The organism is Paenibacillus sp. CH40, assembly GCF_024213605.1.
Lineage (GTDB): Bacteria > Bacillota > Bacilli > Paenibacillales > Paenibacillaceae > Paenibacillus > Paenibacillus polymyxa_B.
Genome location: NZ_JANAVQ010000001.1, coordinates 647,055 through 671,387 on the forward strand (window position 1 = coordinate 647,055; position 24,333 = coordinate 671,387).

Annotated in this window: 4 protein-coding genes; all 4 read left to right on the forward strand. The window is 47.4% G+C overall.

What is annotated here, in order from left to right; all coding sequences use genetic code 11:
• The first annotated feature begins 49 nt into the window (after positions 1 to 49).
• The 4 genes from NLX73_RS02770 to NLX73_RS02785 all read left to right on the forward strand — a co-directional run bounded on the left by NLX73_RS02770 (position 50) and on the right by NLX73_RS02785 (position 24,312).
• On the forward strand, positions 50 to 13,450 hold the full coding sequence (locus tag NLX73_RS02770) for an SDR family NAD(P)-dependent oxidoreductase (RefSeq protein ID WP_254325306.1): 13,401 nt from the start codon (positions 50 to 52) through the stop codon (positions 13,448 to 13,450).
• 31 nt (positions 13,451 to 13,481) lie between these two features.
• Positions 13,482 to 22,361 carry an SDR family NAD(P)-dependent oxidoreductase gene (locus NLX73_RS02775; RefSeq protein WP_254325307.1) on the forward strand — a complete coding sequence of 2,960 codons (8,880 nt, stop codon included), beginning with the start codon at positions 13,482 to 13,484 and terminating at the stop codon, positions 22,359 to 22,361.
• Positions 22,362 to 22,421: 60 nt separating this feature from the next.
• Entirely contained in the window at positions 22,422 to 23,297 is an 876-nt protein-coding gene (locus NLX73_RS02780) for an SDR family NAD(P)-dependent oxidoreductase (RefSeq protein ID WP_061828465.1), read from the forward strand.
• Between the two features lie 61 nt (positions 23,298 to 23,358).
• The gene (locus NLX73_RS02785) at positions 23,359 to 24,312 is read left to right on the forward strand and encodes an acyltransferase domain-containing protein (protein WP_254325308.1); all 954 of its coding nucleotides are present in this window, start codon (positions 23,359 to 23,361) and stop codon (positions 24,310 to 24,312) included.
• Positions 24,313 to 24,333 lie beyond the last annotated feature (21 nt).

Consider the following 24,333-nt stretch of genomic DNA (forward strand, 5'->3'; position numbering starts at 1 on the left):
CAGCCAACACGGTATTTGTCCTATTTCATACAGCTAGGAGGACATGTTTATGGATTCAAAAGATATTTTTCGTGCGGTGCAAGCAGGGGAAATAAATTATGAAGATGCTGAAAAACAATTGCTTCAATTTATTGGCGAGCTCCCGGATGAATCTTTGGAAGCCAGTCCACAGGAATTATCAGAAGGACTAGCTTTCACGTTGCAGCCATTGGACAGCTTTCACACGCCGGAGGATGGGCAGGAGATAAGCGCCCCCCAAATAAAGGTACAGCCTGTGGTTGAATTGCAGGAATTTGAGCACGGGATTGTCTTGTTGAAAATGAAGGACACGGCGCACAAAAATACATTTTCCGATGAACTGATTATTGGCCTGAATCAGGCGTTTGAGACAGTGCAGGCTAACGAGAATTATAAAGTTGTGATTCTGACGGGATATGACACCTACTTTGCCACAGGAGGCACCCAAGAGGGATTGCTGGCTATCCATGAGGGAAAGGCGAAATATAGCGATACCAATGTTTACAAGATTGCTTTGGATTGCAAGCTGCCCGTCATCGCTGCTATGCAGGGACATGGGATTGGTGCTGGCTGGTGCATGGGGATGTTTTGCGATTTTATCGTGATGAGTCGGGAAAGCATCTATACTACTAACTTTATGAAGTACGGCTTTACTCCCGGAGCGGGTTCGACCCTGATTTTCCCTGAGAAATTTGGGGTTAGTATGGCACAGGAAATTTTATTTACAGGTACTAGATATAGCGGTTCGGAACTGGAAACCAAAGGGGTTCCTTTTCCAGTTGTACCGAGGAATGAAGTGGTGCCGTACGCCATCCAGCTGGCAAGAAAACTGTCCGAGTCTCCCAGGGAGTCATTAATTGAGCTGAAAAACCATATGGCTCAATCGATAAGAGAAAAGCTGGCGGCTACTATTGAAAAAGAAATAAAAATGCAGGATAAAACGTTTGTAAATCAGCAAGAGGTTAAAGAACGGATTCAATTTGCCTATGGACAGCTGCCGAATAGCAATGATTCCCACAAAACGGTCAAGCATGCTGATTCTAAAAAAGCTATGCCAGATATGCCGCGCGGTCAGGAACATAAGGAGTCTATCGCGATTATTGGTATGGCAGGGCAATTCCCCGAATCCAGGACTTTGGCTGAATTTTGGGACAATCTGGCTCAGGGAAGGGATTGTATATCGGAAATCCCTTCAACGCGATGGTCAATCGATGAATATTACGATACCGATCCCAAGGCTCAGGGAAAAACCTATAGCAAATGGATGGGTGTTTTAGAGGATGTAGATAAATTTGACCCATTGTTCTTTAATATATCCCCTGCTGAAGCAGAGATGATGGACCCTCAACAGCGCCTGTTTCTTGAAAGCAGCTGGAAATGCATTGAAGATGCCGGATTAAATCCAGCCTCACTGTCGGAGAGCCGATGCGGTGTTTTTGTAGGTTGTGCAGCCAGTGATTATGGGAGGTCCATGAGTGGGCAGGGGTTAAATGCGCAGGTTCTCATGGGAGGGTCTCCTTCAATTCTATCCGCTCGGATTTCGTATCTGCTAAATTTGAAAGGTCCTTCTTTGGCTATTGATACCGCGTGCTCTTCCTCTCTGGTGGCCATTGCTGAAGCTTGCAACAGTCTCCTTTTAGAAACAAGTGACCTTGCTTTGGCAGGCGGAGTCATGATTATGGCTGGTCCGGGAATGCATGTTATGACTAGCAAGGCAGGAATGCTGTCCAAGGATGGACGGTGCTTTACCTTTGATGCCCGTGCAAACGGGTTTGTCCCCGGAGAAGGAGTTGGGGTCATTTTATTAAAACGGCTCTCTGATGCAGTCAGAGACAAGGACTCCATATATGGAGTTATTCGGGGATGGGGAATGAACCAGGATGGAAAAACCAACGGAATAACTGCCCCAAGTGTAAATTCACAAATCTCGCTGGAAAAAGACGTATATCGACGGTTTAACATTCATCCCGAAACCATCTCCATGGTCGAGGCTCACGGGACAGGAACAAAGCTGGGTGATCCTATCGAGGTGGAGGGACTTACGGAATCATTCCGATCCTATACAAGCAAGAAGGGCTATTGCGCATTGGGGTCACTGAAAAGCAATATGGGTCATATGATGACTGCGGCCGGGGTGGCCAGTGTGATGAAAGTGCTGCTGGCCATGAAGCACCGCCAATTGCCGCCTACCATCCATTTCGAATCCTTAAATGAGCATATTTCTCTGGAGAATAGCCCGTTCTACATTAACACCGGTCTACAAAGCTGGGAGCCCGAACCGGGAGTACCGCGGCGTGCGGGCGTAAGTTCCTTCGGATTTAGCGGCACTAACGCTCATATGGTTATTGAAGAATATGTTCCTGTAGTCTCTGCGGTGAATCTACCCCCAGTGGGTAAAGACAACCCGGGACTATTTGTGCTGTCCGCTAAAAGTGAACAATCCTTGAAAACCTATGCAGCAGATATGATGAATTTTGTTAAGTTGCACGAAAGCGTTAATCTGACGGACCTGACCTATACCTTGCAAGTGGGAAGAGAGGCTATGGACTGGCGTCTCGCGTTTTTGACGGATTCAAGAGAAAATCTGATAGATGAACTTGAACTTTTTATTAACGGAAGCTCGTCGGAAAAAGTGCTGATCGGCCGTGTGAACTATGCAGGGGGCGGAATCGAACTCTTGGATTCGGACGAAGACACCGGAACCCTGGTTCGGGCCTGGACTGAGAAGAAAAGACTTGATAAGGTAGCCAAATTGTGGGCCAATGGTGCAAGCATTGAATGGGACGCACTTTATGGAGATATCAAGCCCAGACGAATCAGTCTGCCGACCTATCCTTTTGAAAGGACACGCTATTGGTTATCCGAAACAGACACTGGACAAGGCAGTGTAAATCTGGCTATGACTGCCCAAATTCATCCTTTATTGCATCAGAATATTTCCGACCTCTCCGGACAACGTTATAGCTCTACTTTTACGGGCCGGGAATTTTTCCTGTCAGACCACAGAATCAAGGGTCAACAAACATTACCCGGGGTGGCTTACCTCGAAATGGTGCGAGCAGCTGTAGAAGAGGCAGTGGGGGCTGTAGTAGAAGGCGTGACCCATATTCGGCTAAAAAATATCGTATGGGCCCGGCCTGTGGTTGTAGCAGACGGACCGGTGAGGGTACTCATCAGTCTATATCCCCAGGACAATGGAGAGATTGCGTTTGAAATATGCAGCGGGATGGAAGGAGCCGACGCTGAGGGCATTATACACAGTCAGGGAGTCGCTGTGTTGGAGAGGGCGGGCGAGCTACAGTATCTGGACCTGAATGTCTTACGGGCAGAATGTACCCGTACACCACTTTCTTCAAGCCAATGCTATGAAGCTTTCAGAGCCATGGGGATAGACTATGGACCGGCACACCGTGGCATTGAGGCAATCTTCCGAGGAAAGGATTACGTGCTGGCCAAGCTGTCCTTACCATCCTCTGTACTCCATACTCAAACTGAATTTGTTCTGCATCCGTCTTTGATGGATTCAACTTTGCAGGCCACAATCGGCTTGGTAATGGGTTCGGAAGAAAATTTGCCTGTAGGCAAGCCTGCGTTACCCTTTGCTTTGGAGGAACTGAAGATATCCGAAAAATGCACTCCAGAGATGTGGGCCCGGATCTCTCACGATGGGAGTGAAGAGCCGTCGAATGGATTAAGTAAGGTGGATATTGATCTGTGCGATGAGAACGGAAAGATTTGCGTGCAGCTCAAAGGACTTTTATCCAGAGCGTTGGAAGGAGATGTGGGGCAAGCCAGCATCACTGAGGATATGGGTACACTGATGCTTGAACCTGTCTGGCAGGAGATGCCTGTCACCGCAGGGGTGAATGCAAACGACGATATCCGGCATGTTGTGATCCTGTGTGAAGTGGATGGTATCACCGGGGAGGATATTGAAGCCCGCATGGATGGTACTCGCTGCCTTGTTTTACAGTCTTCCAGCGCGGATATGGACGGTCGGTTTGAAGATTATACCATTCAGATATTTGAAGAATTGCAAAGTATCCTGCTAGACATACCCAAACAGAAAGTTTTGATACAGCTGGCAACCCACGCTCGGAAGGACCAACAGGTTTATTCCGGGCTTTTTGCAATGCTGAAAACCGCTCAAAAAGAAAATCCGAATGTCATGGGTCAGTTGCTTGAGCTTGATGTGGAGGATGATGTCGAAGGAATCATTGAGAAACTACAAGGGAACCGGAGTGGCCGGTATAACGAACGGATACGGTACCAAGGGGACAAACGACAGACTTTAATATGGCAAGAAATTGAAGCCTTACGTGAAGATACAGACCTGCCGTGGAGAGATGGTGGGATCTATCTCATTACTGGTGGCTTAGGCGGCCTGGGGCTTATTTTTGCCAGAGACATTGTGCGCAAGGTGAAAAACTCCACCGTCGTATTGGTGGGTCGGTCATCACTTTCTGCGGACCAAAAGGCTCTGTTAAACGAACTGAGAGCGCTGGGTGGTCATATAGAGTACCAACAGGCGGATGTGGGCCACAACGAATCGGTTACCGGGCTAATTCATGGCATCGTCGAGCAATTTGGCGGCCTTAACGGTATTTTGCACACAGCCGGAGTGATTCGGGACAACTTCATCATCAAGAAGACTAAAGAAGAGGTTAGAGAAGTGCTGACTCCGAAGGTCTCAGGGGTGATGAATCTGGACCAGGCCAGCAGAGACCTGACCCTGGATTTCTTTATCTTATTTTCTTCGGGCGCAGGAAGCCTGGGCAATGTAGGACAGGTTGACTACTCCGCTGCTAATGGCTTTATGGATGCCTATGCCTCCTATCGAAATGCTTTGGTGACAGCAAAGCAGCGCCAGGGGCAAACGCTGTCGATAAACTGGCCTCTGTGGAAGGATGGAGGCATGCATGTCGACCTGGAAACGGAAAGGGCGATGCAGGGCCTAGGCATGATTGCCATGCAAACGGAGAGTGGAATCAAAGCTTTGTATCAAAGTCTGTCTTCCGGCAGAAGTCAGGTTATGGTGATCGAAGGATATCCCCAAAGGATTAAAGCGGCAATTCTAGGCCAGCTCTCGGAAACTGATGTCTCAGGCCGATCTGTAATGGAAAGCGGGGTAGCATCGCTTATCGGAGAAGAATGGCTAAGGGAAAAAGCGGAGGGGTATTTGAAAACGGTACTTTCAACCGTGATCAAGCTGCCCGCTGAAAGTATAGATGTACATGCACCAATGGACAGATATGGGATTGACTCCATACTGGTTATGCAGCTTACCAATGAATTGGAAAAGACTTTCGGCTCACTACCGAAAACATTATTTTTTGAATACCAAAATCTCCGGTCATTGACGGGTTATTTCCTTGAAACGTATCGCGGTCGGCTGATTGATGCTGTAGAAGCGACAGAGAAGAATACGGCTCCTGATGCAGGCCCGAAAGCACCTATAAAAGCAACCATAGAGCCTTTGACCTCGATATCGGCTAATCGTAGGCGCCCATGGCTTCTCCCCACAGGTACGCAGCCACATCAGGAGAAGAAGGCATTAGACGTTGCAATTATCGGCGTGTCGGGAAGATATCCGGGAGCACTAGGTATCCGAGAGTTCTGGGAAAACCTAAGGGATGGAAAGGATTGCATTACAGAGATTCCCAAGGGGCGCTGGGATCACAGTCTGTACTTTAATGAAAACAGAGGCAAGCCTGGGAAAACCTACAGCAAGTGGGGAGGGTTCATCGATGGAGTGGACTGGTTTGACCCGTTGTTTTTCAATATTTCGCCAAGGGAAGCGGAAACGATGGACCCGCAGGAGCGCTTATTCCTGGAATGCGTTTATGAAACGATAGAGGATGCAGGTTATACGAGAGAAAGCCTTTGTGCAGAGCGGGAGCTTGGCGGCATAGAAGGCAATGTCGGGGTTTACGTTGGAGTGATGTACCATGAGTATCAACTCTATGGAGCCCAGGAACAAGCCAAGGGGAGGATGATTGGACTTTTCGGGAATGCCTCGGCGGTTGCCAACCGGGTATCGTATTTTTGTAATTTTCAAGGGCCAAGTATCGCTGTAGATACCATGTGCTCCTCGTCACTGACATCAATTCATATGGCCTGTCATGGACTGCAGCATGGAGAATGCGAACTGGCAGTAGCAGGAGGGGTCAACGTCTCCATCCATCCAAACAAATACCTATTGTTGGGACAGGGAAGTTTTGCATCAAGCAATGGGAGATGTGAAAGCTTCGGACAGGGAGACGGATATGTACCGGGAGAAGGAGTCGGAGCTTTGCTGCTCAAGCCATTAGCCAAAGCCATAGCAGACGGAGACCGCATATATGGAGTTATCAAAGGAACTGCAGTGAACCACGGGGGGAAAACCAACGGCTATACCGTACCTAACCCCAACGCACAGGCCGGTGTGATTGGTCAGGCAATTAAGGAGGCAGGAATCAACCCCAGAACCATCAGCTATATAGAAGCCCATGGAACAGGAACTCCACTGGGAGATCCGATTGAAATTGCAGGCTTACAAAAGGCTTTCCGTAAATATACCGGGGATAAGCAGTTCTGTTCAATCGGGTCGGCGAAGTCTAATATCGGGCATTGTGAGAGCGCTGCTGGTATCGCCGCGGTGACAAAGGTGCTTTTGCAGTTGAAATATAAACAAATCGTGCCTTCGCTACATGCAAGTACCTTAAATCCCAATATCGACTTCAGCGATAGTCCCTTTAAAGTTCAGCAGGGATTAGAAGAGTGGAAAAGACCTGTAGTTGCCATCAACGGTGAAACCAGAGAATACCCAAGGGCAGCAGGAGTGTCGGCCTTTGGTGCTGGGGGCTCTAACGCTCATGTGGTCATCGAAGAATATATTCCAGAAGAAGCTAGTCAGCAGCAAGCTGCTCCTACATCCCTGAATCCTGTCATGGTCGTGTTGTCGGCCAAAAATAAGGAAAGGCTGGACGAGCAGGTGCAAAGATTGCTGTCTGCAATCAGAGAGCTGAATGACCCGCATACAAGTCTCTCAGATATCGCCTACACGCTGCAAATTGGGCGGGAAGCGATGGATGAACGTCTAGCGATCATTGCAAAATCCATCCAAGAGCTTGATTGGAAATTGGAAGGCTTCCTGCAAAAAAAGGAAGGCGTAGAAGAACTGTATAGAGGACAGGTAAAGCGTAATAGAGGAGGGCTTGTCACTCAGGAAGTCGATGAAGATATGGCTAAAATGATTGATGCATGGGTGGACAAAGGGAAGTATGGAAAGCTCGCTGAACTTTGGGTTACGGGACTGATTTTGGATTGGAACAAGCTTTATGGGGATGTGAAGCCTTGTAGGATGAGCCTGCCAACCTATCCTTTTGCCAGGGAAAGCTATTGGATACCCGTACATGAGGAAAAGAGCGCCGCAATAACAGAAGCCGCTTCGTCCCAATCTTCCTTTTTGACAACTTTACTGCATCAGAACACTTCAGACTTTCTGGAGCAGCGGTTCAGTTCAACGTTTACAGGCGAGGAATTTTTCCTCAAGGATCATGTTGTGAAAGGCCAAAAGGTTCTGCCTGGCGTAGCCTATCTTGAGATGGTACGAGCGGCTGTAGAACGTTCCACAGGAGATATGGACAACAGCACAACAGGAATCCGTTTGAAAAATGTAAACTGGATTCGGCCCATTGTGGTGGACAACCAGCCAGTTCCTGTACACACCAGGCTATCCCTGGAAGACACCGGAAAAATAAGCTTTGAAGTGTATAGCGGGCAAGTAGGAAGCGAAAGAGGGCATACCGTGCATAGCCAAGGTGATGCGGTGCAGGTTTGCGTAGAGCAAAAACCAACACTAAACCTTAAGGCGTTACAGGCAGATTTTGGTCAACACAGGTTTAACGGATCGCAATGTTACGAAATCTTCGAGGAAATGGGAATGGATTATGGCCCGGCATACAGGTGTGTGGAGAAGGTATATACACATCCGGGCAGGGTGCTAGCCAAGCTGGCATTGCCTTCCTTCATTTCTAATATGGCGTACAGCTTGGTCCTTCACCCCAGCTTGCTGGATTCGGCCTTGCATGCATCCATCGGGTTAATCATGGGCCAAGAGAACGGAGGGCTGCCGGGTAGCGCTGTACCAGCTACGCCTCATATGCCGTTTGCCCTCCAAGAGATTGAGATTTATGGGGCATGCACCCCGACCATGTGGTCGTTGATTCAATACAGCGAGGGCAGCAAGAAAGAAGACAAGGTACAGAAGCTTAATATTGACTTGTGTGATGAGGAAGGAACTATTTGCGTCAGAATAACAGGATTATCCACCCGGGCGCTGGACGGAGAAGTCGTCATTGAAAATGCACAAGGCGCAGCGGCAGGAGAAAGTGCCGCCGATCCGCTTGAGGGATCTGTAATGCTCATCCCGAAATGGGACCCGGTTGCTATAAAAAAAGATGTCGTTTCCCCGTCATCGACAGACCGATTGGTCATTGCAGGTGGTACTGTCAAAGACAGACAGGCCATCCGGGAGTATTATCCTAGGGCGCATTTCTTGGAGCTTCAAGCGCACGATTCCATTGAAACAGTTGCCTCAAAGATAGAAGAATATGGAGCCGTTGACCATATTCTGTGGATTGCACCCTGTGCTCCCGTCGAATCGGTGATTGCCGAATCCTTGATCAAGGAACAGGAGCAGGGAGTCCTACTCTTCTTTAGAATGGTCAAAGCGATGCTTTTATTGGGATACGGGACGAAAAAGCTAGGCTGGACAACGATAACCAATCAAGCTCAGCCGATGGATCAGAACGATACAGTCAATCCGACTCACGCAAGTCTTCATGGGCTGATAGGCACCATGGCCAAAGAATATCCGAACTGGAAAATCCGTATCCTTGACCTGCAATCCGATGATGACTGGCCGCTATCCGATATATTTACGCTACCTTCGGACCGGCAAGGACGGATGTGGGTTTTCAGAAATGGGCAGTGGTATCGGCAGCAATTGATTCCATTCAAACAGACTTCAGGTTTAAAAGGACAGACGCTATACAAAGCCAGAGGCGTCTATGTGGTCATCGGGGGCGCCGGCACTATCGGAGAGGCTTGGAGCAAGTATATGGCCTGTACCTACCAGGCCCAGACGGTGTGGCTAGGCAGAAGGCAAAAGGATGCCTCTATCCAGGCCAAACTGGACGGATTTGAAGGCCTGGGACCTGTTCCATGCTATATCACGGCGGATGTAGCAGACGAAAGGGAGCTGCAGCGGGCATATGAGGAAATAAAACAGCGGTACTCCAACATAAACGGAGTGGTCCACTCAGCCATTTCATTTTTGGAGAAGGGCTTGGAAGATTTGACGGAGGAAGAGCTCCGGTCAGGGCTTTCAGCAAAGGTTGATGTCAGTGTACGCATGGCTCAGGTCTTCCAAAATGAGCCGTTGGATTTCGTATTGTTCTTCTCTTCTATTATTACCTATGTAAAGAATCCGGGACAAAGTAGCTATGCTGCCGGAAGTACCTTTAAAGACGCGTTTGCGCATCGTCTTTCACAGGAATGGCGTTGTCCGGTGAAGGTCATGAACTGGGGATACTGGGGGAGCGGCGAAAACAATGCCTCCGAAAATGGACGGCAGGAGGTAGAAAACTACTCCAGACTGGCGCAAATAGGTGTTGGGCTCATTGACCCGCAGGAGGGGATGGAGGCGCTTGAGACGCTTCTTGCCTCACCGATCGACCAAATGGGGCTTATGAAAACAACAAGACATCTGGAGATGGAAGGGACTAATCCGACAGAAGAGATTGATCTCTACCCGCCTAATTCGGATCCGAACCTCAGGGATATACAGGAAAATATTGCTACAGCAATACAATCAAGAAGCCATTTTATCGAAAATTATGCCGGGGACGATATGGGCGATCTCCAGGAAAGGGAGATGGAACATCTCCTACGCAGGTTGTTGCGGGAGCAGCTCTTGTCCATGGGGTTATCAGGGACAGATCGTCAGTCTGTCGACGAGTTCAAAAATAAACTCGGACTTCCTGAGCTATATGGCAAATGGCTGAAAGAGAGCATGGAGATTTTGGCACAGATGGATAACGACCTATCAGGTAGAAACTCCAGCTTGACGGATCGAGATGATGTCTGGCAGGAATGGGAAGAGCGCAAGCGTACTTGGCTGCAATATCCGCAGATGAGAGCAAGGGTCAATTTGGTTGAGACAACGCTACGAGCTTTACCGGAAGTGCTTACCGGAAAATCGCCTGCGACCGAAATCATCTTCCCCAATTCCTCAATGGAACTAGTGGAAGGAATTTATAAGAACAATCTGGTTGTGGACTACTTTAATGAGGTACTTGCCGATACTACTGCCGCTTATATCCAGGAGAGGATTATGGCCGACGCCGCTGCGGAAATCAGAATTCTGGAAATCGGCGCGGGCACCGGAGGGACCAGTGCTACGCTATTCCTGAAATTACGCCCATATCGCAAACACATTCAGGAATATTGCTATACCGATATTTCCAAGGCCTTTTTGATGCACGCGGAAAAAGAGTATGGGCCGCATAATCCGTATCTCAGCTATCAGATTTTTAACATTGAAGAACCTATTGCCGGGCAAGGTATTGAGATGGGGAAATATGATATTGTCATTGCCGCTAATGTGCTTCATACCGCAAAAGACATCCGTCAGGCATTACGTAATGCAAAAGCGGTTTTGAAAAGCAACGGCTTGCTCCTGCTCAATGAAATCACAGGTAGTAGCGTGTTTACCCACCTTACCTTCGGATTGCTAGATGGTTGGTGGGCGTATGAGGATCCGGAATGGCGTATTCCTGGATGCCCAGGGCTTCACCCTCAAATATGGGAAACCGTATTGGACAAAGAAGGTTTCCATGCAGCGTTCTTCCCGGCGCAAGAGGCGCATGATTGGGGCCAGCAGATTGTTGCAGCCCAAAGTGATGGCTTGGTTCGGCAAAAGCGACAGCACAAACGAAGATCAATATTGATAGAGAAAAGAACCGTAGAGACGGTATCAGTGAAACAACAAACTCAACCCAAAATAGAGGTAGCACAAGCGGAGGTAGAACATGTGCTGCGTGAAAAAAGTACGGCGTACTTTAAACATTTGCTTGGTGAGACGCTAAAAATGGAACCGGGAAGTATCGACTCAACGGTTGCCCTGGAAGAGTATGGAATTGACTCGATATTGGTAGTGCAAATCACAAATGTTTTGCGTGAAGTCATCGAGGATTTTGCCAGCACGCTGTTTTTTGAGTACAACACCATAGATGATCTAGTAGCATACCTTCTTCAAACGCAAAAGGACTCGTTGAAGAAGCTGGTAGGAATGAAGGAACAGGAGTTGACCGAAGAGACTTCCAGAGTTGAAGAGGGCCCTGCTTCGCAATTACTCGCTACTGTCCCAATGAGGTTTGACCGGGGAGGGCGTTTCCTTAAGCCTTCTGACAGCACAATGGAAAAGCCAACGACACGATCCTCCAATATCAGGGATGTTGCGATTGTTGGGATGTCAGGACGCTATCCGGGAGCTCGTAATATAGAGGAATATTGGAACAATCTAAGAGAAGGTAAAAATTGCATAACTGAAATTCCGAAAGACCGTTGGGATTGGAAGACCTACTTTGACCAAGAAAAAGGGAAAAGGGGCACAATCTATACGAAATCGGGTGGTTTTATCGAAGGCATTGATTTATTTGATCCGCTATTTTTTAAGATTTCTCCCGCAGAAGCCGAAACAATGGATCCGCAGGAAAGACTTTTCCTGGAAGCAGCATATGCAAGCATAGAGGATGCTGGGTATACCCCTGCCAATCTTTGTGAGAGTAGAAGAGTCGGTGTATTTGCAGGCGTTATGAACGGAAATTACGGCTTGGGACCTCAATATAATTCCATCTCGAACCGGGTTTCCTATCATTTGGATTTCCAAGGTCCGAGTATGTCCTTAGATACCGCTTGCTCTTCCTCATTGACGGCGATCCATTTGGCTTTGGAAAGTCTGTATAGCGGTACAAGCGAGTGTGCCATTGCCGGGGGAGTCAACTTGATTGTAGACCCTATCCACTATATCAAGCTGTCGGCTATGACGATGCTTTCTAAAACGGGTGAATGTAAGTCATTCGGAGATCAGGCAGATGGATTCGTCGACGGAGAGGGTGTCGGCGCGATCGTGTTGAAGCCGTTGGAGAAGGCCATTGCAGATGGCGACCATATTTATGGAGTTATCAAAGGGAGCATGCTTAATGCTTCAGGTAAAACCAGCGGTTATACAGTACCTAGCCCTCAAGCTCAATCCTGGTTGATTGAAGAAGCGCTCCAGCGTGCGGATGTCGATGCAAGGACAGTTAGTTACATTGAAGCCCACGGAACCGGTACAGCTCTGGGAGATCCTATTGAAATTGCAGGATTGACAAGGGCATTCGAAAAATTCACAAAGGATAAGCAGTTCTGCGCCATAGGGGCGGTCAAATCCAATATAGGCCATTGTGAGAGTGCAGCAGGCATTGCAGGAATGACTAAAATATTGTTGCAGCTTAAGCACAGCCAGCTAGTACCATCCTTACATTCCAGGAAGTTGAACCCTGAAATTAACTTCAACAATACCCCTTTTATCGTTCAGCAAAGCCTGGAGGAATGGAAGAGACCGGTAATTACAACCGATGGAATCACAAAAGAATATCCAAGACGGGCTGGAATATCGTCTTTTGGTGCAGGCGGGGCAAACGCCCATATCGTGATTGAAGAGTATATTCCCGAGTATCAGGAACAGTCTGGAACAGAATCTGACTCTCAGGGACCTGCTATGATCGTATTGTCAGCCAAGAGCGAGGAGCAGCTTAAGGAAAAGGGACGGCAGCTGCTGAATGCTCTTCAGGGTCAGCTATCCTCCGCAAGCCTATCGGATATTGCTTACACGCTTCAGGTGGGACGCGAGGCGATGGAGGAGCGTTTAGCCGTACTTGTGGAATCTACCGCAGAGCTTGAGGAAAAATTAAAGAGTTTTGTGGATGGACGTCATAACATGCTCAACCTATATAGGGGACAGGCTAAACGCAACAGAGAATCATTGTCTATTTTTTCAGGGGACGAAGACTTGCAACAAATGATCGATCTTTGGATTTCCAAAAAGAAATATACCAAGCTTTTGGAGCTGTGGGCCAAAGGGATAAATTTGGATTGGAAAAAACTTTACACAGGGAAGATGCCTCACCGTATCAGCCTGCCTACCTACCCTTTTGCTAAAGAGCATTACTGGACTTCTGAAAGCAAGGATCAAGTAAAAGCCTATGCATTATTTTCGCAAGGTGAGAGCGATGTAGACTTTGATGATATATTGTGCGGCAGACTCTTGGATGAAATGATGAACGATACCCTGTCTGTTGATGAGGCTGCCAGTGAAATCCTCAATATATGTATACGTAAATGAGAAGTTTCTACGTGCTGGGAGGCAATAGAAGATGAAGGACTTTTTTCAATATATTCTAGGCGAGGTAAAAAGCGGACGGATACAGAAAGAGGATGCCATTGTAAAAATACGCCAATTTCAAGCTCAAATGGCTTCCCATGAGGCCCCGCAAAGCGGAACAAGGACTGCGGGGTCCTTGGCGGATAGGGGAGTCCTTATGCTTGAGCCTTTCTGGAAAGAGCAAGTTGCTCTTCAGAAAGTAGCACGCCCTGAATTTAGCCAGCATCTGGTGGTGCTTTGCGAACTGGATCATTTCGCGGAGCGAAGCATTGAATCGCTCATGAAAGGAACCCGTTGCATCAAGCTGCATGCCAGCCAAAGCAGCATGGATGAACGCTTTCAGGCGTATGCCCTTCAGCTGCTCACGGAAGTGCAAATGGTTCTCACAGAGGAATCCAAGGGTAGCGTACTAATACAGATTGCAGTTTCCGCACACAGCGCGCAGCAACCTTTCGCAGGACTATTGGGATTACTGCAGACAGCTGAGAAAGAAAACCCGAAAATCGTAGGGCAGTTCGTAGAATTGGAATCTGTAGGTCTGGAAGAGGTGATTGAGAAATTAAAAGAGAACAGTCAATATCCAAAGGATAGAAGGATACGGTATGAGGATGGCAAACGTCTAGTTCTCGGCTGGAACGAGATGAAACCCACCGAGCCAACGGGAAGAGTGCCCTGGAAGGATCGGGGGACTTATTTGATTACAGGCGGTGCAGGAGGTTTAGGACTTATTTTTGCGGAGGATATCGCCCAGCGAGTCAGGGAAGCCACGCTAGTTCTTGTAGGCCGCTCAAATCTGGACGAAGGCAAGCAGGCCATATTGGAGAAATTGAAGGCGCTGGGGGCCCGCGTTGAGTACAGACAGGTAGATGTAGCACGGAAGGAAGAGGTCTCCAAATTGATCCTTGAGATCAGGGAAGAGTATGGAGGCCTTGATGGTATTCTTCATAGTGCTGGAGTAATACAGGATCGTTTTATCATGAATAAATCACAGGAAGAGTTCGCGGGAGTAATGGCACCAAAGGTTGCCGGACTGGTGAACTTAGATCAGGCGACCAAGGAGCTACATCTTGATTTCTTTATTCTCTTCTCCTCAATAGCTGGGATTATGGGCAATCCCGGTCAAGCCGACTATTCTGCCGCAAATGCCTTTATGGATGCCTATGCCGCGTATCGAAACAGTCTTGTATCCTCAAAGGAGCGCAAAGGGCAGACGCTATCTGTCAATTGGCCTCTCTGGAAGGACGGAGGGATGCATGTGGACGATGACACGGAGAGGGCTTGGCAAAGTATTGGCATGGTAGCTATGCAAGCTTCAAACGGTATCCAGGCTTTATATAACGGTCTGGCCGCCGGTCTAAATCAGTTATTGGTCATAGAAGGTGAGCAATCCAGATTGCAAAAGTATTTCCTGGAGTCCCAACCGCAGGAGAAAGAATATGTTGAAGAGTCAGCTTCTTCAGAGGTGAATCTTGAACTGCTTCTGGAAAAAACCTTACATCAGCTAAAACTGTTGTTTGGAGAAGTTACCAAGCTGAGCATTGACAAGATTGATGTCAGCGAGCCTTTGGAGAGCTATGGCATAGACTCCATCATGATTACAAGGCTTAATCAAAAGCTGCAAGGGATTTTTGGAGAAATATCAATGACCTTGTTTTATGAATATCAGACGTTGGAAGCAGTGGCCGAATATTTTATTGCTGATTATCACAAGGAATGCGTACGGTGGATAGGACTCGGAAGCCCGATGAAGACGGAAGAGAAATCCGTCTCCATTTCCGCAACCTTGCATGCTGCCAGCGAGATTTCTTTGTCACCCCTGCCAAAGGAAGAAAACAATCGTATCTGCAACACGGCTAATAACAGAGACCGTGTGAAACACGAGCAAATAGCGATTATTGGTATAAGCGGACGATATCCGCAGGCCAAAAATATGGAAGAGTACTGGAGTAATCTGGAACAGGGCAAAGACTGTATAACAGAAATTCCTGCGGAACGCTGGAAGAGGGAAGGTTTCTACTGTTCCGACATCAAAGAAGCGGTTGAGAAGGGCAAAAGCTATAGTAAATATGGAGGATTCGTGGAGGATTTTGCAGATTTTGATCCTCTCTTCTTTAATATATCTCCCCGGGAAGCAATGAGTATGGATCCTCAGGAGCGAATATTCCTGGAAGAATGCTGGAAGGTTTTCGAGGATGCAGGATATAGCAGAGAACAGCTCGCCGAACAGTATAATGGCCGGATTGGCGTCTTTGCAGGAATTACCGGAACGGGGTTCAATTTATACGGGCCAAAGCTGTGGGAACAAGGACAACCCGTCTTTCCGCGAACCTCCTTCAGCTCGGTAGCCAACAGAATATCCTATTTCTTGAACTTAAAGGGGCCCAGTATCCCGGTTGATACCATGTGCTCTTCCTCATTAACTGCAATCCACGAGGCCTGTGAGCATATTTATAACGGTGAATGCGAGATGGCTGTTGCTGGAGGAGTCAACTTATATCTTCATCCTTCAAGCTATATCTTTCTCAGTACGATGAGAATGTTATCGCCTGAGGGGCGGTGTAAAAGCTTTGGGGAAGGCGGGAATGGATTTGTCCCTGGCGAAGGTGCAGGGGTCGTGCTGCTCAAACCTTTATCACGAGCCATTGCAGATAAGGACCATATCTATGCGGTTATTCGGGGAACCCGTATCAACCATGGAGGAAAAACAAATGGGTATACCGTGCCTAACCCGGTAGCACAGGGTGAACTGATTAGAGAGGCTTTTGATAAAGCAGGCGTAAATGCCCGGGCAGTCAGTTATATTGAGGCCCACGGTACTGGAACGGAGCTCGGCGATCCTATTGAAATCACCGGGCTTACCCAGGCATTTAAGAAAGATACGCAGGACACGGGGTTTTGCGCTATTGGCTCGGTAAAATCAAACATAGGCCATTTAGAGGCGGCCGCAGGGATTGCAGGCATCGCTAAAATCATCTTGCAAATGAAAAACCGGAAAATTGCCCCTAGCCTGCATTCCCAAAAACTGAACCCTAATATAAACTTTTCCAAAACGCCATTTGTAGTCCAACAGGGGCTTTCTGAATGGGAGCGTCCGATAGTGGAGGAGGACGGCGAGCAACGGGAATACCCGAGGATCGCCGGGATATCTTCCTTTGGGGCCGGTGGGGCTAATGCCCATATCGTCCTTGAGGAATACCTCCCTGTGGAACAGGATGACTTTCAAAATGCCTTTACTTCTCCAAGACCGGTCGTCGTAGTTCTGTCGGCAAAAAGTGATGGAGCATTGAAGGAGCAGGTAAGCCAATTGGTTGCTGCAATGGATCGGAATGAGTTTTCCGATCACGATCTGGTGAATGTGGCTTATACCTTGCAGACAGGACGCGAAGCGATGGAAGAGCGCCTCGCTGTGGTCGTTGAGTCAGTGGAGGAACTTAGAAGCAAGTTGCGGGGCTTTATTGGAGGAAGACAGAGCATTGCACAGCTTTACCGGGGACAGGCCAAGCGAGACAAGGAGAGCTTGAACATGGCCTCAGAGGAGAAAACGCTCGATGAAACGATTGATTTACAGATTCTAGCGGAAAAGTATGGCAGAATCTCAGACTTGTGGGTCAAGGGTGTCCGTATTGACTGGAGCAGACTTTATGGTAATGTCCAGCCCCGCCGTATCCCTTTACCCACATATCCTTTTGCCAGAGAACGCTATTGGATACATTTAGATGAAGAAAAGCCTGTCGTCAATGCGGTTGCACATCTACATCCATTACTGCATCAAAACACCTCCGTACTTTCTGAGCAAAGATTTAGTTCAACCTTTAGCGCCCAGGAGTTTTATCTGAAAAACTCCGTAATTGACGGAAAGCTTGTCCTGTCAGAAGCGGCATGCCTTGAAATGGTGCGGGCAGCGGTTGAGCAGTCGTTACCAGTACAGGAGAAGGGGCAGGCAAACATCATTATTAAAGATATTGTATGGACACATGCTCCCGCTATAGGAGATCAGCCGTTAGAAATACATATAGGGCTCTTTCCGGGAGATCAAGGAGCGATTGGCTTCAAAATCTACAGCAGATTAACAGAAGCCGGGGACCCTGTCTTACACAGCCAGGGTAGTGCCGAATTGGAGATGTTAAATGAAGCGGAAACGTGGGATATGCAGGCTTTGCAGAAGGAATGCTTTCAGCATGTTTCGCCTGGGATAGACGATGAAGCAGTGTGGGACAGGGGAGCCGACTACAGTCCGGGATATCAGGCCAATGAACAAGTGCATATAGGACAGGGGTTAGTGCTGGCCAAGCTATCGTTGCCTTCCGGTATTAGGAATACTGAGGGCTTATTTGTTTTGCATCCCTTTATAATAAACGCTGCTTTGCAAATGCCGCCGGCATACTTGTTTTCGAATGATGAAAATATCATGCGGCCTTCAGGCATTGATCCTCTACAGAAAATACGGCCGACTGCCATTGAGGGACTCGAAATATTTCGGGAATGTCCCTGTGAAATGTGGGCGTTGATCCGGTATAGCAGAGGAAGCGGGGCTGGTCATAATACGCAGAAGTATGACATTGATTTGTGTGATGAGGCAGGCCAAGTCTGCGTGCGCATAAAAGGATGCTCCTACAAGGTAGTGGGCGCATGTGAGAAAACACCTGGTGCAATGATGCTCCAACCCTTCTGGAAAGAACAGGCGGTTGTTGCGGAGGACCCGATGGTTCCCATTTACGAACGACATGTGGTAATGCTTTGCGAAACAGATACCATTGCTGCAGGAGATATCGAGTTCTCCTTGACAGGAATGGAATGTATCACTCTGCAATCCGGTATGGAAGAGGTCGATCGCCGTTTCGAAATGTATGCTGTCCAGGTTTTTGAAAAAATAAAAAGTATCCTGAATGACAAACCCAAAGGCAAGGTGCTGGTGCAGATTGTAACGATGCCTCAGCATGAAAAGCTGCTCTTCGCTGGGCTGTGCGGCATACTCAAAACTGCGCAAAAGGAAAATCCAAAGATCCATGGTCAGTTAATTGAAGTTGAGGGTACAGAAAAAATGGAAGGGCTCATCGAAATACTAAAGACAAGCAGCCTACATCCGACGGATAGCCGTATCCGGTTTGCAGAAGGCAAACGTTGGCTTCCTGTCTGGAGTAAAGCAGAAATGCCGTCAGAGACACCGGATATTCCATGGAAAGACCGCGGGGTTTATTTGATTACTGGAGGAGCAAAGGGTTTAGGTCTTATTTTTGCTAAAGAGATTGCGCGTCAGGCCAAGGAAGCGACTTTGATTCTTAGTGGACGTTCCCTACTGGATCAGGACAAGCAGACCTCATTGGAGGAATTGAAGGCATTGGGCGTCCGGGTGGAATACAGACAGGTGGATGTCACGCGGAAGGAAGCTGTGGTTGGCTTAATTGAAGATATCAAACAGACATACGGCGGAATCAACGGCATCCTGCACAGTGCTGGAATAATCCAGGATAACTACATTATTAAAAAGACTAGCCTGGAATTCAGGGCAGTGCTGGCGCCCAAGGTTGCGGGACTGGTAAATCTGGACCAAGCCAGTAAGGACATTGCTCTTGACTTCTTTATCCTGTTTTCGTCAGGTTCGGGAGTGGGTGGTAATGCAGGTCAGTCTGACTATGCTGCCGCGAATGCTTTTATGGACGCATATGCCTGGTACCGCAATACCTTGGTATCCTCCATGGAGCGTACAGGCAAAACGCTGTCCATCAATTGGCCGTTATGGAAAGATGGCGGAATGCGGCCTGACCAGGAGACGGAGAAGGCCATGCAGAAGGTGGGTATGTATGCGATGAGGACAGAGACAGGAATGAGCGCCCTGTACCAAAGCATAGCCTGTATTTCGGATCAGGTCATGGTGATCGAAGGAGACGTAGAGCTAATCAGCAACATGATGATCATGGAGGGACAGCTTGAAGAAAGCGGCAAAGCATCCCGGGATCAGGCGCTCGGATCAGAAGCTGAAGCATACATCGTTTCCTCCACAGCAAACAAGACAGAGTCTGGCCAAGAAGAAGACCTGCTGCGTGAAAAGACAGTCCATTACTTGAAGACCCTGCTTTCAACGTCCATCGAACTGCCCCTATATCGAATCGAAGAGAATACACCTTTTGAGAATTATGGGGTTGACTCTATAAAGTCTATGGAGTTGACCGACCAACTGGAGAAAACATTCGATCAGGTGTCGAGGACTCTATTTTTTGAATATCCAGATATTAGGAGTTTGACAGAATATTTTATGGAAGCCTATCGAGACCAATTGATTGCTTTGTTTGGTATAGATCAGGTAGCGGTGGCAGGCGCGAAAGCTGACACAACTTTTGCAGCAAACAAGGAAGTGTCCGGCAGAGCAGAGGACCTGCTGCGTGAAAAGACAGTCCATTACTTGAAGACCCTGCTTTCATCGTCCATCGAACTGCCAATATATCGAATCGAAGAGGATACACCTTTTGAGAATTATGGGGTTGACTCTATAAAGTCTATGGAGTTGACCGACCAACTGGAGAAAACATTCGATCAGGTGTCGAGGACTCTATTTTTTGAATATCCAGATATTCGGAGTTTGACGGAATATTTTATGGAAGCCTATCGAGACCAATTGATCGCTTTGTTTGGCATAGATCAGGCAGCAGCTGCGGGTGCAAAAGCCGACACAACTTCTATAACAAATAAGGCAGTGTCCAGCCAGGAAAAAGAGCTACTGCGTGAAAAAATGACAAGTTACCTAAAGCGCCTGCTCTCTTCGTCCACTGGACTGCCGGAACATCGCATTGAAGAGGACAAAAATATGGAAAACTATGGTGTTGACTCCATAAAGTCAATGGAATTAACTGATGAGTTGGAAAAAAACTTCGGACCGCTATCGAGAACCTTACTTTTTGAATATCCGAATATCCAGAGTTTAATAGAATATTTCCTGGAATCGCATCGAGGCGAATTGATTGAATGGTTTGGTATGGAGCAGGTAAAAGCCCCTTCTCCGATATTCCGTCATCCCCAATTTTCGGCAACCGAGGTAGAGCCTCCGGAGGAGAAGAAACAAGAAACAGGAGCGATGGACATTGCTGTCATCGGGGTGTCCGGGAAATATCCAGGTGCGGAAAATCTTCAGGAGTTCTGGAGCAATCTCCAAGAAAGCAAGGACTGCATTACCGAAGTTCCAAAAGATCGTTGGGAGCACGATCTTTATTTTGACAAGGAGAGAAACAAGGCGGGAAAAACCTACTGCAAGTGGGGCGGTTTCATGGAACGAATAAGCCTGTCAGAGCCAGCATTCTTTCATCTCACCCCCTATGAGATCAGTTTAATGGACCCGATGGAGCAACTCTTCCTGGGGATAATATGGAATTTGCTTGAAAGTGCAGGATATACGCGAGAGGCATTACAGAAGAAACACCAGAACAAGGTTGGCGTCTATGTGGGCGCTACGTATCACAAATACTGCTCCTGTGATACCGAACCGGACTCTGCTCAACGGGTAACATCATTTGGGTCTGTTGCAGTCGCAAACCCCATGTCGCATTATTTCAATTTCCAGGGACCGAGCATATCCATTGATACGATGAGCTCTTCCTCAGCTGTAGCTGTCCATATGGCATGTGAAAGCCTGATCAGGGGAGAGTGTCAAATAGCGGTAGCTGGCGGGGGGAATCTATTAACCAGTCCCAAAAAATATATTGAATCCAGTCAAAATCAGTTGATTGGAAGTCATGAAGATAGCAGAAGCTTTGCAGATGGGGATGGGTACCTTCCAGCGGAAGGAGTTGGAGCGGTACTCTTAAAACCGCTTCATAAGGCTGTACAGGATGGAGATTGCATTTTAGCGGTTATTAAATCCACGGCAACCAATCATGGGGGACATAGCAATGGATATACAATCCCTAACCCCAATGCGCAGGCGCAACTAGTCGAAGAAAACTTTTTGAAAGCCGGTATAGACCCCCGGACGATCAGTTATGTAGAGGCAGCCGCAAATGGGTCTACATTGGGAGACCCTATTGAACTTGCTGCTTTGAATAAAGCATTCCAGAAATTCACGACCGAGCAGCAATTTTGTGCCATTGGCTCAGTCAAATCCAATATTGGGCATGCAGAAGCGGCTTCGGGGATATCACAGCTAACCAAGGTCATATTGCAATTATGGCATCGAAAACTGGTTCCTACCATTAAGGCCGAGAAGCTTAACCCTAATATTAATTTCAGTAATACTCCATTTTATTTGCAGCGGGAAGTTCAGGAATGGGAGCGGCCTGTAATTGAGATGCAGGGAGAAAAACGGGAATTCCCGTTGCGGGCAACCGTAAGCTCCTTTGGAGCGGGAGGCTCTAATGTGCATTTCATTCTGGAAGAATATATCCCTTCAGAAAAAGACAACATTCATTTACGAGTGGCAGATCAGCCCGAAGTGGTGATTCTCTCGGACATAAACCGGGAGAGACTGATGGCGCTTGCCAATCAATTACTGGGATATCTGGAGCAGCAGAGCGATGATGCCTTACAAGATATTGCCTTTACACTTCAGACAGGTCGCGAAGCGATGACATGCCGGGCGGCAATCGTAGCGAGTACGCGGCAGGATCTACTCACGGGTCTTAGGGAACTTCTCGAAATAGCTGATAGCGGCAACGGACCCGAAGGGGAATCTATTCCTTTATTTATAGGAGAAAGCGTAGAAGACTCAAACACGAGTGCGCTTCTCTCAGGGAAAATAGGAGAGACCGTTTCTCAATTGCTGCTAGAGGAGAAAAACATGGAAAATATAGCGATGTATTGGACCCAGGGGGGCAGGATTTCATGGGAGGCACTCCATGAGGATAAAGATGTCCGCAGGATTCCCCTACCGATAACCCAGTTTTAAACATAAACAGGAAACCGATCACTATCAGATAGAAATTACAAATTATTCTGGAGGTAAATCATGAGGGAATTTAAAGATAAGATAGCCGTAGTTACAGGAGCTGCCAGTGGGATTGGCCGCGCTATTGCGGACCGATGTGTAAATGAGGGCATGAAGGTCGTCCTCGCGGACATTGAGGAGGAGGCCCTTCTAAGGGCCGAAAAACAATTGAAAGACATGGGCGCAGAAACGTTATCCGTAGTGACGGATATTTCCAAAGAAGCTGATATACGTGCATTAGCGCAAAAAACGGTTCAGACATTTGGAGCTGTGCATCTTTTGTTCAACAATGCAGGGGTGGACGCCGGCACGGGCTGCTTATTGTGGGAAAATACGGTGGCAGATTGGCAGTGGGTAATAAACGTAAACATATGGGGGATTCTCTTTGCAACTGAAGTTTTTGTTCCTATTATGCTGAAACAGAAAACCGCATGTCATATTGTGAATACAGCATCCATCGCCGGACTATTGTCCGGCCCCGGTAATGGAATATATAGCGCGTCAAAACATGCCGTTTTAAGCTTGTCTGAAACGCTACACCAAGAACTCAGATTGATAGGTTCCAATGTAGGAGTTTCAGTTGTCTGCCCTGGGTTCGTACGTACCCAAATTATGGATGCGGAACGGAACCGACCGACGGAGCTGAGTAAGCAGACCGGACTAGGAAATCTTCCCCCGGAAAGACAAGTCATTAATCAATTGGCCCGTAAGGCTGTCCAGAATGGAATACTTCCAGAGGATGTAGCAAATCAGATGTTTGAGGGAATCAAAAAAGGGCAGCTATATATCATAACTGAGCCGAAATTCAAACCTGCAATAAGACAACATATGGAGAATGTTCTTAACGAAAGCAATCCTACACCTTCCCAAATGCAATTAGTTCGCAATTTACTGTGAAATATTTATTTTAAATGGTTTTATTAGGATTTTATTAATGAGTATGTTGTGGGAGGTTAGAATGGACAGATCTGTGATTTTTATGTTTTCAGGCCAAGGCTCACAATACTACGGCATGGGAAGAGAATTATATAGGTTAAATTCAGTTTTTCGGAAATGGATGACCAAGCTGGATGAGATTCATACGGATATTACAGGCAGGTCCGTATTAAAAATGCTGTACGACGACAACCGTGGGAGGGGGGACGTGTTTGATAGCCTCTTATATACTCACCCTGCAATTTTCATGGTGGAGTATGCCCTCACACAGGTATTACTGGAAAAGGGGATTTATCCTGATTATGTTTTGGGTTCCAGCCTCGGTGAGTTTGCATCTGTTGCTGTGGCTGGCTGTATGAGTTATGAAGATACTCTTCAAAGCCTTGTCAAGCAAGCACAAATGGTAGAAAACTACTGTCCAAAGGGTGGCATGCTGGCCGTAATTGGCGACCTCAGTCTGTATGACCAAATATCCGTATTGAATGCCAACTCAGAGTTAGCATCAATCAATTATGACTCGCATTTTGTCATTTCGGGCAGATGTGAGGAACTGGAAAAAATTGAACGCTACTTGATAGCTAATGAGATTATTTGTCAAAGACTGCCGGTCCAGTTTGCTTTTCACTCTTCCTTAATGGACCCTATAGCCTTGGAATATACAGCGTTTTTAAAGCTTAAAACTCTAAGGAATCCGACCATAAATTTGGTCTCATCTATGTACGGAGGCAAGGCAACATCCCTTGACAACCGTTTTCTTTGGGATGTTGCTAGAAATCCTATCCGTTTTCGGAACGCTTTAAAATGTCTGGGAGACGGGGACGGGATTATCTATATTGACCTTGGACCCTCAGGCACTCTTGCTAATTTTGTGAAGTACAATTTTGGTAGCAAGAAAATGGCAAGTATTTGTTCTATTCTTTCGCCTTTTCAAAACGATATGAAAAATTTGGATCGTCTATTTGAAATATTCGACTAATATGCATTCACTAGCAAAAAG